Here is an 11,783-nt window from a genome sequence, read left to right as displayed (position 1 = left end):
GACACCCGCTTTCCTGCGCTTCCGCGTGACCGGTTGCGGCGATCCCCAGAATTGCAAGCAGCGCCGGCCGAAACCCCGCGGATTACTGAAATAAACCAAAACGGGGCCGCCCGAAGGCGACCCCGCTGAAATTTTCGGTAAGACTTTCCCTTGCGGGTTGTCTGAATTCGCTGACGCGAACCCGGCCGTCTTACATCATGCCGCCCATGCCGCCCATGTCGGGCATGCCAGCACCGGCGCCTGCACCTTCTTTGGCGGGCTTGTCGGCAACCATGGCTTCGGTGGTGATCAGCAGACCTGCAACCGAGGCAGCGTCTTCCAGAGCGGTCCGCACCACTTTGGCCGGGTCGATCACGCCGAACTTGAACATGTCGCCATATTCTTCGGTCTGAGCGTTGAAGCCGAAGGCGGTGTCCGAGGACTCGCGCACCTTGCCGGCAACGACGGCACCGTCGACACCTGCGTTTTCAGCAATCTGACGCAGCGGCGCTTCGATGGCCTTGCGAACGATGTTGATACCGGCGTCCTGATCGGCGTTGACACCTTTTAGATCGGCCAGAGCTTTGCCGGCCTGAACCAGGGCAACACCGCCACCCACGACGACACCTTCCTGAACGGCGGCGCGCGTTGCGTTCAGAGCGTCGTCCACACGGTCCTTGCGCTCTTTCACTTCAACTTCGGTCATGCCACCGACGCGGATAACGGCAACACCGCCTGCCAGTTTGGCAACGCGCTCTTGCAGCTTCTCACGGTCGTAGTCGCTGGTGGTTTCTTCGATCTGGGTACGGATCTGGGCAACGCGTGCTTCGATCTCGGCCTTCTCGCCAGCACCGTCGACGATGGTGGTTTCGTCCTTGGTGATCGACACTTTCTTGGCGGTGCCAAGCATGTCCATGGTGACGTTTTCCAGCTTCATGCCCAGGTCTTCGCTGATGACCTGACCGCCGGTCAGGATTGCGATGTCCTGCAGCATTGCCTTGCGGCGATCGCCGAAGCCCGGAGCCTTGACGGCAGCGATCTTCAAACCACCGCGCAGCTTGTTGACAACCAGAGTTGCCAGCGCTTCGCCTTCAACGTCCTCGGCGATGATCAGCAGCGGCTTCTGCGACTGGATCACCTGCTCGAGCAGCGGAACCATCGGCTGCAGCGACGAGAGTTTCTTCTCGTGCAGCAGGATCATGCAGTCTTCCAGCTCGGCAACCATCTTGTCTGCGTTGGTGACGAAGTAGGGCGACAGGTAGCCACGGTCGAACTGCATACCTTCGACGACGTCGGTCTCGGTTTCCAGACCTTTGTTCTCTTCGACGGTGATGACGCCTTCGTTGCCGACCTTCTGCATCGCGTCTGCGATCTGGCGGCCGATTTCAGCTTCGCCGTTGGCCGAGATGGTGCCAACCTGCGCAACTTCGTCGCTGTCTTTGACTTCGCGGGCAGCGTTCTTGATTTCTTCGACGACTTTGGCGGTTGCCATGTCGATGCCGCGCTTCAGGTCCATCGGGTTCAGGCCGGCAGCAACCTGCTTGAGGCCTTCCTTGACGATGGCCTGAGCCAGAACGGTTGCGGTGGTGGTGCCGTCACCGGCTTCGTCATTGGTGCGGCTGGCGACTTCTTTCACCATTTGCGCGCCCATGTTCTCGAACTTGTCTTCCAGTTCGATTTCCTTGGCGACCGAAACACCGTCTTTGGTGATGCGCGGCGCGCCGAAGGATTTGTCCAGAACCACGTTGCGGCCTTTGGGGCCGAGGGTCACCTTCACAGCATCCGCCAGGATGTTCACACCCTTCAGCATGCGGTTGCGGGCATCGGTGTCGAACTTGACGTCCTTTGCAGACATGTCTTTTTCTCCTCGAGAAATGTGTTTGAAATGAAGATCAGAGCAAGCGCGTGCGCGTTACTCGATGATCCCCATGATGTCACTTTCTTTCATCATCAGCAGCTCTTCGCCGTCGACGTGGACCTCGGTGCCGGACCATTTGCCGAACAGGATCTTGTCGCCGGGCTTCACAGCCATCGCGATCAGTTCGCCGCTGTCCTTCCGCGCGCCTTCGCCGGTTGCAACGACTTCGCCTTCGCTGGGCTTTTCTTTTGCGCTGTCGGGAATGATCAGGCCGCCTGCGGTTTTCTCTTCGCTTTCGGTACGGCGAACCAGCACGCGGTCATGAAGCGGTTTCAATGCCATCTTTGCAGCTCCTTGGGCTCAAAGGTTGTTTTCCTCCCCCCGCGGTCTTGCGGGGCGTTAGCACTCAGCTTGGTCGAGTGCTAACGACGCATAGCTAGGGGGTGATTTCCGGCGAGTCAACAATCGGTGAGGAATTTTTTTCGCGCGCAGCCTGAGGCCGGCCAAGTCAGGTTGGGTCTTCCCAGCTGTAAGCCCAGTGCTTCAGCCCTTCGGACCCGGAAGGCGACAGTTCATAGACGCCCTTTGCCACCTTTTCGAACCAGCCATAATGGTTTTCGCGCATGAGGCGCGTCGCGGCCGCAACGCCCGTGGCATTGGCGACCTCAGCGCCTTTGGTCGCCCCGTGTTCGGCCAGATGCGCGGCACATTTCAGGGCATCCTGCCGATAGGCAGTGACGATTCCGTGCCGGGTTGCCCCACCCGAATTCGGATCCCCTTCCAACCGCTCGAACTCGCGCAACAGTCGCGCAGCTTTGGCCTTGTTCTTTCGCGGCGCATAGGGGCCGGGGTCACAATGGACTTCGACCCGCCCATCCGCACGAACGGTGATCAAACCCAGCCCCAACCGACGACACAGGGACAGGTTGTCCCGCAGCGCCCGGCGCGCCGACCGGCCGGTCGGCTTGCAGACGGCCACATAGACCTGATCCGATACCTTCAACCGGGTCACGGCCTGATGGAACAAGGCCAGCGAAAATCTCAGCTTCAATTCAACGATCACTGGATCACAACCGGGCTTGACGGCCACGATGTCGGCGGCGCCCACCTCTCCTTTCACGGAGTACCCTTGCCGCTGCAATAGCGCCTTGATCGGAGGATAGAGATCCTGTTCGCGGTTCATGACGCCATGCTATGGTTTTTTCCGAAAAACGCCATACGGATACACGGCTTGCGCGCGGTAGGCGGGCGTGGCTATCTGTTCCCAAGTTCTTTCAGCCACAATCGGAATGGTCTCGATGCGCGTGTTTCTTTTTGCCCTGCTTGCTGCTCTGCATCCAATTGTGGCCAATGCCGCCTGTGACGGGCGCGATTTGCGGCAAGACATGACGCCTGAGGCCCGGGCCGAGTTGAACGCGGCCACCAGTCAGATGGCATATCCCGAAGGCAATCACTGGATTGCACAGAAGGACAACACTGTTTTGCATTTGATCGGCACATTGCACGTCAACGATCCGCGAATGGGCCCGGTGATGGAGCGGTTGGCGCCTACGTTGAGCGAGGCGGACGCGTTTTACTTCGAGATCACCCAATCCGACATGTCCGCTTTCGAACAAGACCTGGCCAAGGATTTCGGCCCGGTCCTGATCAACTCGGGACCAACTCTGATCGATCTGATGAGCGAAGAGGACTGGGCCGTCATTTCCAAGGCACTTTCGGCACGCGGCATTCCCGGTTGGATGGCCGCGAAACTGCGCCCTTGGTTCCTGTCGATGATGCTGGGTATGCCACCCTGCATGCTTCAGGTGCCAGATGCAGACCGGGGAATGGATGCGCGCCTGACCGAACTGGCCGAAGCTGAGGGCAAACCGCAATACTCTCTGGAACAGATCGACGACCTGATAGCGATCTTCGACAGCCACACGCTTGAAGAGCAGGTGCAGTCTTTGGTGCGCATGGTCGATGCCTTTGACGCCGGCGATGACCACATGGTGACGATGGCCACCGCATATTTCGAGGAGAAGCACGCAGAAATCCTGCAATTCGCAAAAATATATGGGCGCGAGGCTTCGGGCCTGGCGCCTGACGTGTTTGCACAGGAATGGGCCGCATTCGAGGACCAGCTACTGGTTCAACGCAACGACAACTGGATGGAAACGATCCTGACCATCGAAAACCAGACGGCGGTGATCGCGGTTGGTGCCGGTCATCTGGGTGGAGACCATGGACTCTTGCAACAGCTGGAACGCGCCGGATATCAACTGAGCCGCGCACAGTTCTGAGCGGTCAGCGCTTCTGTCAGACCAACCGTCGCAGCCGTGTTTCTGCCGGGTGACAACGCCAATGGACCACCCTATAAGGCGCGCAAACTCCTTATGTGCAGGAAACAGACATGACCATCCAAGTATTTGGCCACAAATCTCCCGACACCGACTCGACCGGATCGCCGATCCTGTGGGCCTGGTATCTGAACGAAGTCAAAGGCGAAAAGGCCGAGGCCGTCCTGCTGGGCGAGCCGAACACCGAAGCCGCCTTCATGCTGCAGCGCTGGGACCTGCCCAAGCCGCGCATCATCGAGGATGTCGAGACCGATGCGCCCGTCGTTATCGTTGACACAAACAACCCGGCCGAGCTGCCTGCCAATGTCAACAATGCCGATATCCGCGCCATCATCGACCATCACAAGCTGGTCGGTGGGCTGGAAACCAAAGGCCCGATCGACATTACCGTCCGCCCGCTGGCCTGCACGGCAACCATCATGATCGACCTGATGGGCGGCGACGCCGCCAAGATGCCCGAGGCCGTCAAGGGCGCGGCCCTGACCTGCATCCTGTCGGACACGCTGGAGTTCCGCTCGCCCACCACCACCGCGCATGACCGCGAAGTGGCCGAGAAGCTGGCCGCCGAGCTGGGGCTGGATGTTTCGGCCTATGCTGCCGACATGTTCGCCGCGAAATCGGACGTATCGTCTTTCTCGGACGCCGAACTGATCCGCATGGACAGCAAGGAATACGAGGTCGACGGTACCAAGTTCCGCGTGTCCGTTCTGGAAACCACCGCGCCGGGCGTGGTGCTTGACCGCAAGGATAGCTTGGCCCAGTCGATGGTCGAGGTGGCCAAGGAAGACAGTGTGGACCAGGTGCTGCTGTTCGTCGTCGACATCCTAAACGAAGAGGCCACCCTGTTGGTGCCGAACGACCTGGTCAAATCGGTTGCCGAGAAAAGCTTTGGCGCTTCGGTGTCCGGCGACACGGTTGTTCTGCCGGGCATCATGAGCCGCAAGAAGCAGATCATTCCGAACCTCAAGGTCTGATCCCGCTCACAGTTCAGCGAAAGGCGCCCTCACCGGGCGCCTTTTTTGTTTGCGCGTCGAAAGGTTTGCCGGATGGCAAATCGTTGCTAGGCTAGACGCAGGGACAGGGTGGATCAGGACACGGTGGTCACACGGAAATACAGCACGACACGCAGCATTCTGCTGTTCGAAGGCGGCGACAGGCTTGCCTATTGGCGGCGCTTTGCCATGCTGCTGACCCTTTCGGTGATGATCGCAACCATGGGACTGCTGCGCAACTCTGGCGCCGTGGTCATTGCCGCGATGCTGGTCGCGCCGCTGATGACACCCATTCTGGGCATTGCGGCTGCGATGGTCATGGGCTGGCTGAAACGCGCTTTCGTTCTGACCCTGACGGTCTGCATTGCGGCGGTTCTGTGCGTTATGATGGCCTGGATCCTGGTTTATCTTGCCGATGTCCCGCGCGGCATCCTGATCCCCGATCAGGTCTTGGCCCGCACCGACCCGGGCACCGAAGATCTGATCGTGGCGCTCGCGGCCGGCGTGGCCGGCGCATACGTTCAGATCAACAAGGCCGAACTGAGCCTGCTGCCCGGCGCCGCCATCGGCGTGTCTCTGGTTCCGCCATTATCCGCGTCCGGGATCCTGCTGTATTTCGGGGAACCCGCCGACGCCTACGAGGCGGGTCTTTTGTTCGCGACCAACCTTGGCGCGATCGTTCTGTCGGCCTGCGCGGTCTATATCGTCTATGCCGCAAGGTCGGTTGCATTCGGCAAGGGCCGGCGCAAGCTCAACTTTACTGCCGGTGTGGTCATAACCATGGCGTTCCTGGCCCTCGTCGTGGTCCAGTTGGGAAAATCGACCTACAACCGTTACCTGGAAACCCGTACCGAGGCCGAGGTTGCGCAAGCGATCCGCGACTGGGCGGACCCGGTATCGGTCGAGATCATCCGCATCGACGTGAATGCCAAGCGCAAACGGGCCGAGGTCTGGGTGATCGTAGATCTGCCGCCCGAGGCGCAATTCAAGGTCTCGTCCGTTGCCGGGCTGTTGCCCGAGAGCCTACGGGAAACGTCACTGGTGGACGTTCTGCAGGATGAACTTGGCCCCGGCTATCTCGCCGTCATCCGGTACCAGACCCGCATCGGCGCGCAGGTCATTCTTGGCACCGAAACCGTGCAACAGGCCCCGGATGTCGAAAAGTTGAGCGACGAGGAATGACGGCCAGCACCCGGCTACCTCTGGTCAAGCGGGGCCAGCTTTGCCATAGGTGGCGCAACGCCGTTTCAACAGCCCGAGGCCCGCATGACCCAGATCATCTCCGCGCTTGACCAGATTTCCGACCGTTACAAGGCGCTGTTCGTGGATCTTTGGGGCTGCGTCCACAACGGCATCACCGCCTACCCCGAAGCTGTTGCCGCGTTGAAGGCCTATCGCGACCGGGGCGGCAAAGTGGTGTTGGTGACGAACTCTCCGAAGCCGCGTGCCGGGGTTGCAGAGCAGTTAAAACAGTTCAACGTCCCCGCGGACTGCTACGACACCATCGCTACCAGTGGTGACTCGGCCCGGTCCGCCATGTTCCGCGGGGCCGTGGGCGAGAAAGTCTATTTCATGGGTGAGTGGGAGCGCGACGCCGGCTTCTTCGAGCCGCTGAAAATCCTGGAACATCCGATCCACATCGAACGCGTGCCGCTGGACCAGGCCGAGGGGATCGTCTGCTGTGGCCCGTTCGACCCGATGGCCGACCCGGCCGTCAACCGCCCGGACTTCCTGTATGCCAAGCAGAAAGGCCTGAAGCTGTTGTGCGCCAATCCCGATATCGTGGTCGATCGGGGCGAAGTTCGGGAATGGTGCGCCGGTGCGCTGGCCAAGCTTTATTCCGAAATGGGCGGCGAGAGCCTGTATTTCGGCAAACCACACCCGCCCATTTATGATCTGGCCCGGCGTCGCCTGCATGCGCTGGGAACGGACGTGCCGGATGACGAGATTCTGGCCATCGGCGACGGTCCGCATACCGACATCGCCGGCGGCATGGGAGAGGGAATTGATTCCCTGTTCATCAGCGGCGGTCTGGCCGCATCGGAAACAAAAACGTCGCACCAGCCGGATCCGGATGCTTTAAGCGATTATATTTCCAAGGAAAACATCAACCCAACCTATACGATCGGCCGTCTGCGCTAGGCAGAAAACGCTTGATTTTCTGCAGCTGCGAAGTAATAAAGTTGCCAACCTTGGGTCGTTGGTGATTTTTTGTTGCCGGGCCGATGCTTAGTGAGGGCAACATGTTGGACAATCTTCCGCGCGGAACGATCTGTATCGAAGACATCGAAATGGGCATGACCCGCTACCTGCGCAAAGTGGTGACGGACGAAGACATCGAGATGTTCGCCCAAGTCTCGACCGACCGGAATCCGGTGCATCTGGATGACGACTATGCCCGCGATACGATCTTCGAAGGGCGCATCGCCCACGGGATGCTGACCGCCGGTCTGATCTCGGCCGTGATCGGCGAACAGCTTCCGGGCCATGGGACCGTCTACATGGGTCAGTCGCTCAAATTCCTTGCACCGGTCCGCCCCGGCGACATGGTCTATGCCGAGGTCAAGGTGATCGACATCGACTTCGCCAAGCGCCGGGTCAAGCTGGATTGCCATTGCGCAGTAGACGGCAAGAAGGTTCTGGTTGGCGAGGCGATGGTTTTGGCTCCATCACGGAAATTCGACTGACGGCAGGTTTTGACGCCCTGCTGGACGCTGGTCTGGAACTGCCGCTTGAACCCGGCGGACAGTCCCGCTAGGCAAGCCCCATGCAGATCATCCGGGATTTCCAGTTTGTAGACCCAGAAGACCGCGGCGCCAGCGCCGCGATCGGGAATTTCGATGGCGTTCATATTGGCCACCAGTCGGTGATCGATCTGGCCCGGCAGGCATGCCCCGAGGCACCCTTGGGCGTTCTAACGTTCGAGCCGCACCCGCGCGAGTATTTCGCCCCCGATGCCCCGCCCTTTCGTCTGATGCGCGGCAATGCGCGTGCGCACCGGCTAGAGAAGCTGGGCGTGCAGAAGCTGTACGAACTGCCGTTCAACGCCGCGCTTGCCGGACTGACGCCCGAGGAATTCGCCACCAACGTGATCTGCAAAGGCTTGGGTCTGGCCCATGTGGTGATCGGGGCCGATTTCTGTTTCGGTAAAGGCCGCAGCGGCACCGCGCAGGACATGGTGCAGTTTGGCCAGCAGATGGGGTTCGGTGTCACCATCGCCCCATTGATGCAGCAATCCGATCACGTGGTCTCGTCCACCGCGATCCGGCAAGCCTTGAGCGACGGCCGCCCGCGGGACGCGGCGGCCATGCTGGGCCACTGGCACCGGATCGAAGGCGAGGTGATCGGCGGCGAACAGCGCGGCCGCGAATTGGGCTTTCCCACGGCCAATATGTCGATCGAAGGAATCCACCCGCCGAAATTCGGCGTCTACGCGGTTCTGGTCGACGTGCTGGATGGCCCGCATGCCGGCAGCTATCACGGTGCGGCCTCGGTCGGGGTGCGGCCGATGTTCCACGGCGAGGTGCCTAATATCGAAACCTTCCTGTTCGACTTCTCCGGCGATCTTTATGGGGCGACCCTCTCGGTGGGCCTGGTCGAATTTCTGCGCCCCGAGATGACCTTTGACGGCCTCGATGCTCTGATCGCCCAGATGACCGAAGATTGCGACCGCGCGCGCAAGATCCTGGCCGCGACATGAGCAAGGATCCGATCGACCGCGCCGGGCTGGCCCCGCGTTTCTGGGAGCGCAAACCCCTGCAGAAGATGAACCCGCGCGAATGGGAAGCCCTGTGCGACGGCTGCGGCAAATGCTGTCTGAACAAGCTTGAAGACGAGGACAGTGGCGAGGTTGCCCTGACCCGTGTCGCCTGCCGGCTGCTGGATGACGCGACCTGCCGATGCACCCAGTATGACATCCGCCACCAATTCGTGCCGGAATGCATCGTCATGCGCCCCGACAACATTCACGAACACGCCTACTGGTTGCCGCAGACCTGCGCCTACCGCCTGTTGTGGGAGGGCAAGCCCCTTTACGATTGGCACCCGTTGCTGTCAGGGTCGCCCGACAGCGTCCACGCCGCCGGCGTTTCGGTTCAAGGGCTTACCGTGTCCGAATTCGAGACGCCCGAGGAAGAGTGGGAAGACTACATTATCGAGGAGCCAACCTGATGCATTTCGCCTCTGACAATTCCGGGCCCGTCCACCCCGAGGTTCTGACCGCGCTGGCCGAGGCCAATCAGGGCTATCAGATGGCCTATGGCCCCGATGACCTGATGAACGAAGTGCGCGACCGGATCCGGGGCATCTTCGAGGCGCCCGGGGCGGCGGTCTATCTGGTGGCGACCGGAACGGCGGCAAACTCGCTGGCTCTGGCGACCCTGTCGCAGCCGTGGGAGACCGTATTCTGCTCGCCCGTAGCGCATATTCATGAGGACGAGTGCAACGCGCCCGAATTCTACACCGGCGCCAAGCTGACGCTGGTTCCGGGCGGCGACAAGATGCAGCCGGATGCACTGCGCCGCACCATCGCCGCCGAAGAGACACGCGGCGTGCATGGGCCCCAACGCGGTCCGGTGTCGATCACGCAGGTGACCGAGCGGGGCTCGGTCTATTCGCTGACCGAACTGCGGGCCCTGTGCGGGGTCGCCAAGGAGTTCGGCCTGCCCGTCCACATGGATGGCGCGCGGTTCACCAATGCGCTGGTGGCGCTGAATTGTTCCCCGGCCGAGATGACGTGGAAGGCGGGCGTGGATGCGGTAAGCTTTGGCGGCACCAAGAACGGGCTGATGGGGGTCGAAGCGGTGATCTTCTTCGACGAAAGCAAGGCCTGGGAGTTCGAGTTGCGCCGCAAGCGCGGGGCGCATCTGTTTTCCAAGCACCGGTATCTGTCGGCCCAGATGGCGGCCTATCTGCGCGATGATCTGTGGCTGCGCTCGGCCCGTAAGGCCAACGCCAATTGCGCGCGTCTGGCCGATGGGCTGCGGGCTGCGGGTGCGCAGTTCCTGCATGAACCCCAAGCCAACATCATCTTTGCCAGCTTTCCCCGCAGCCTGCATAGGCGCCTACACGCGGCCGGTGCCGTCTATCACCTGTGGGGCGACCCGCTGGACGGCCCGGACGAGGACGAGATGCTGGCCTGCCGGTTCGTCTGCGACTGGTCGACACCGACCGAGGAAATCGACCGGTTTCTGGCGCTGCTCTAGGCGCGCCAGAACGCGTCGATCTGCGTGGCGGTTTCGCCGGGGTGCGAGACGGGCAGCATGTGCCCTGCCCCCTCGACAACGCCCTGCCGCGCGTCGGCCAAGCGGGCGCGCAGCCCGGCATTGACCACGGCCATGATCGGGTGCGAGGCCGATCCATGCAGCAGCAGGATCGGCATTTCGGCCCGCGCCATGGCCTGCGGGGCCAGCAGGCCGGTGGTGTCGCGGAACAGCGGCCCCTCGACCGCGCCGACCACTCCGACGCCCCGGATCATCGCATTTCGGGCTCGCTCGGGCAGGTCCGGCCAGCGCGGGCTGCGGTCGGTCGTGCCCCACATGCGGTTAAACAGACGGGCGGCCCGGGGCGCGTCGCCTTCGGCAAGGGCAGTCTTGTATGGCTGGGATTCGGCCGCGTGCTGCGCCGCAAGCGCTGGCGCGTCCTGGTGAGCGACCGCAAAGAACACCGGCTCGATCAGAACGGCGCTGCGCACAAGGTCCGGGTATTCGATGGCCAGCCGCAGGGCAACCATTGCGCCGAAACTATGCCCGATCACGTCCATCGGTTCGCTCAGCTGCGCCCGCGACAGGGCTGTGGTGAGGTCGAAGAAATCCCCCTGCCCGCCCCAATCCGGACTGCGTCCGTGCGACAGCATGTCGGGTGCGATCAGCGTTGCCTGATCGCCCAAGGCAACGGCCAGACCGGACCACGCACCGGAATGCGCGATCGTGCAATGCAGCGCTAGCACCTTTCGGGCACCCGCCCCAAGAGTGCGAACGTGGACGGGCGGCAGCACGGCCTTGGCCACGGTCATGCTTTGAGCGTGGCCAGATGCTCGTCCAGATCCTCAAGCCGGTCCTGCCCCCAGAACCTTTGGTCGTCTTGCGTGATGTAGAAAGGCGCGCCGAACACGCCGCGGTCCACCGCCTCTTCGAGGTTGGCCGCATAGGTCTCGGCCCCGACCAGCAGTCCGCTGTCGGCCAGCGCCGGATCAAAGCCCGCCCCGGCCAGACAGTCGCGGATCACGTCGTCCTGCGCGATGTCCTTGTCCTCGGCCCAGCAGGCGCGCAGAAAAGAATGGCACAGTTTGCCCACGTCGCCCGACCCATCCTGAATGGCCGCGATGATGGCGTATGAGGACGGCGCTGCGTTGGTCGGCCAATGTGCAGGTTGCAGGTTGAACGGCAGGCCCGTCTTCTTGGCCTGACGCACCAGTTCCTGCGCCCGGTATTCGATGCGCGACGGATGGCGGTCCTTGGGGGGCACGCCGCCGGTGCGCCCGAACAGCGCAATGATGTCGACCGGCTTGTAGGCGATGGTGGCGCCGTGCTTGGCCGCGATCTCCTCCAGCCGTAGCCCGGCGAGGTAGGAATAGGGCGACAGTGTCGCAAAAAAGTAGTCAATGTCGGCCATGTG

Annotated in this window: 13 protein-coding genes; 8 read left to right on the top strand and 5 right to left on the bottom strand. The window is 61.8% G+C overall.

Annotated elements, in window-relative coordinates; translation table 11 throughout:
- Positions 1 to 190: 190 nt before the first annotated feature.
- From groL to GOW72_RS04415, 3 genes are all read right to left on the bottom strand, one after another.
- Positions 191 to 1,834 (bottom strand): chaperonin GroEL, encoded by a 1,644-nt coding sequence (groL, locus tag GOW72_RS04425; protein ID WP_170339978.1) that lies wholly within the window; start codon positions 1,832 to 1,834, stop codon positions 191 to 193.
- A 57-nt stretch (positions 1,835 to 1,891) separates the two neighbouring features.
- Entirely contained in the window at positions 1,892 to 2,179 is a 288-nt protein-coding gene (gene groES / locus GOW72_RS04420) for a co-chaperone GroES (protein ID WP_093964650.1), read from the bottom strand.
- Positions 2,180 to 2,345: 166 nt separating this feature from the next.
- Positions 2,346 to 3,020 (bottom strand): DUF2161 domain-containing phosphodiesterase, encoded by a 675-nt coding sequence (locus tag GOW72_RS04415; RefSeq protein WP_170365443.1) that lies wholly within the window; start codon positions 3,018 to 3,020, stop codon positions 2,346 to 2,348.
- 115 nt (positions 3,021 to 3,135) lie between these two features.
- Between GOW72_RS04415 and GOW72_RS04410 the strand changes: the two genes are divergently transcribed.
- The 8 genes from GOW72_RS04410 to GOW72_RS04375 all read left to right on the top strand — a co-directional run bounded on the left by GOW72_RS04410 (position 3,136) and on the right by GOW72_RS04375 (position 10,372).
- Entirely contained in the window at positions 3,136 to 4,119 is a 984-nt protein-coding gene (locus GOW72_RS04410) for a TraB/GumN family protein (protein ID WP_170365440.1), read from the top strand.
- A gap of 110 nt (positions 4,120 to 4,229) precedes the next feature.
- Positions 4,230 to 5,150 carry a manganese-dependent inorganic pyrophosphatase gene (locus GOW72_RS04405; RefSeq protein WP_170365437.1) on the top strand — a complete coding sequence of 307 codons (921 nt, stop codon included), beginning with the start codon at positions 4,230 to 4,232 and terminating at the stop codon, positions 5,148 to 5,150.
- A gap of 108 nt (positions 5,151 to 5,258) precedes the next feature.
- Positions 5,259 to 6,350: a DUF389 domain-containing protein gene (locus GOW72_RS04400; protein WP_170357130.1), complete on the top strand. Its 1,092-nt coding sequence runs from the start codon at positions 5,259 to 5,261 to the stop codon at positions 6,348 to 6,350.
- 84 nt (positions 6,351 to 6,434) lie between these two features.
- Entirely contained in the window at positions 6,435 to 7,310 is an 876-nt protein-coding gene (locus GOW72_RS04395) for a TIGR01459 family HAD-type hydrolase (protein WP_170365435.1), read from the top strand.
- 101 nt (positions 7,311 to 7,411) lie between these two features.
- Positions 7,412 to 7,855 (top strand): MaoC family dehydratase, encoded by a 444-nt coding sequence (locus GOW72_RS04390; protein ID WP_093964645.1) that lies wholly within the window; start codon positions 7,412 to 7,414, stop codon positions 7,853 to 7,855.
- Between the two features lie 80 nt (positions 7,856 to 7,935).
- Positions 7,936 to 8,868, top strand: coding sequence for a bifunctional riboflavin kinase/FAD synthetase (locus GOW72_RS04385; protein ID WP_170365433.1), 933 nt, complete (start codon positions 7,936 to 7,938; stop codon positions 8,866 to 8,868).
- Positions 8,865 to 9,338, top strand: coding sequence for a YcgN family cysteine cluster protein (locus tag GOW72_RS04380; RefSeq protein ID WP_170340543.1), 474 nt, complete (start codon positions 8,865 to 8,867; stop codon positions 9,336 to 9,338). The genes GOW72_RS04385 and GOW72_RS04380 overlap by 4 nt, the downstream gene beginning before the upstream one ends.
- The gene (locus GOW72_RS04375; RefSeq protein ID WP_170365430.1) at positions 9,338 to 10,372 is read left to right on the top strand and encodes a threonine aldolase family protein; all 1,035 of its coding nucleotides are present in this window, start codon (positions 9,338 to 9,340) and stop codon (positions 10,370 to 10,372) included. Before GOW72_RS04380 ends, GOW72_RS04375 begins: the two co-directional genes overlap by 1 nt.
- On the opposite strand, the gene GOW72_RS04370 is transcribed toward GOW72_RS04375, so the two are convergent.
- Together GOW72_RS04370 and GOW72_RS04365 are read right to left on the bottom strand one after the other, a co-directional pair.
- Complete coding sequence (locus GOW72_RS04370) at positions 10,369 to 11,181, bottom strand: alpha/beta fold hydrolase (RefSeq protein ID WP_170365427.1); 813 nt, start codon at positions 11,179 to 11,181, stop codon at positions 10,369 to 10,371. The genes GOW72_RS04375 and GOW72_RS04370 overlap by 4 nt on opposite strands.
- Entirely contained in the window at positions 11,178 to 11,780 is a 603-nt protein-coding gene (locus tag GOW72_RS04365) for a 2-hydroxychromene-2-carboxylate isomerase (RefSeq protein ID WP_170365425.1), read from the bottom strand. The genes GOW72_RS04370 and GOW72_RS04365 overlap by 4 nt, the downstream gene beginning before the upstream one ends.
- Between the last annotated feature and the right edge of the window lie 3 nt (positions 11,781 to 11,783).

The organism is Ruegeria arenilitoris (genome assembly GCF_013032855.1).
GTDB lineage: Bacteria > Pseudomonadota > Alphaproteobacteria > Rhodobacterales > Rhodobacteraceae > Ruegeria > Ruegeria arenilitoris.
The sequence above is the reverse complement of the archived record's forward strand: the minus strand, read 5'-3'. Positions and strand labels throughout refer to the sequence as shown.

What these genes read in the sequence shown, in the direction of transcription:
- groL (WP_170339978.1), bottom strand. Translation starts at nt 1,834, where the DNA reads ATGTCTGCAAAGGACGTCAAGTTCGACACCGATGCCCGCAACCGCATG.
- groES (WP_093964650.1), bottom strand. Translation starts at nt 2,179, where the DNA reads ATGGCATTGAAACCGCTTCATGACCGCGTGCTGGTTCGCCGTACCGAA.
- GOW72_RS04415 (WP_170365443.1), bottom strand. Translation starts at nt 3,020, where the DNA reads ATGAACCGCGAACAGGATCTCTATCCTCCGATCAAGGCGCTATTGCAG.
- GOW72_RS04410 (WP_170365440.1), top strand. Translation starts at nt 3,136, where the DNA reads ATGCGCGTGTTTCTTTTTGCCCTGCTTGCTGCTCTGCATCCAATTGTG.
- GOW72_RS04405 (WP_170365437.1), top strand. Translation starts at nt 4,230, where the DNA reads ATGACCATCCAAGTATTTGGCCACAAATCTCCCGACACCGACTCGACC.
- GOW72_RS04395 (WP_170365435.1), top strand. Translation starts at nt 6,435, where the DNA reads ATGACCCAGATCATCTCCGCGCTTGACCAGATTTCCGACCGTTACAAG.
- GOW72_RS04390 (WP_093964645.1), top strand. Translation starts at nt 7,412, where the DNA reads ATGTTGGACAATCTTCCGCGCGGAACGATCTGTATCGAAGACATCGAA.
- GOW72_RS04385 (WP_170365433.1), top strand. Translation starts at nt 7,936, where the DNA reads ATGCAGATCATCCGGGATTTCCAGTTTGTAGACCCAGAAGACCGCGGC.
- GOW72_RS04380 (WP_170340543.1), top strand. Translation starts at nt 8,865, where the DNA reads ATGAGCAAGGATCCGATCGACCGCGCCGGGCTGGCCCCGCGTTTCTGG.
- GOW72_RS04375 (WP_170365430.1), top strand. Translation starts at nt 9,338, where the DNA reads ATGCATTTCGCCTCTGACAATTCCGGGCCCGTCCACCCCGAGGTTCTG.
- GOW72_RS04370 (WP_170365427.1), bottom strand. Translation starts at nt 11,181, where the DNA reads ATGACCGTGGCCAAGGCCGTGCTGCCGCCCGTCCACGTTCGCACTCTT.
- GOW72_RS04365 (WP_170365425.1), bottom strand. Translation starts at nt 11,780, where the DNA reads ATGGCCGACATTGACTACTTTTTTGCGACACTGTCGCCCTATTCCTAC.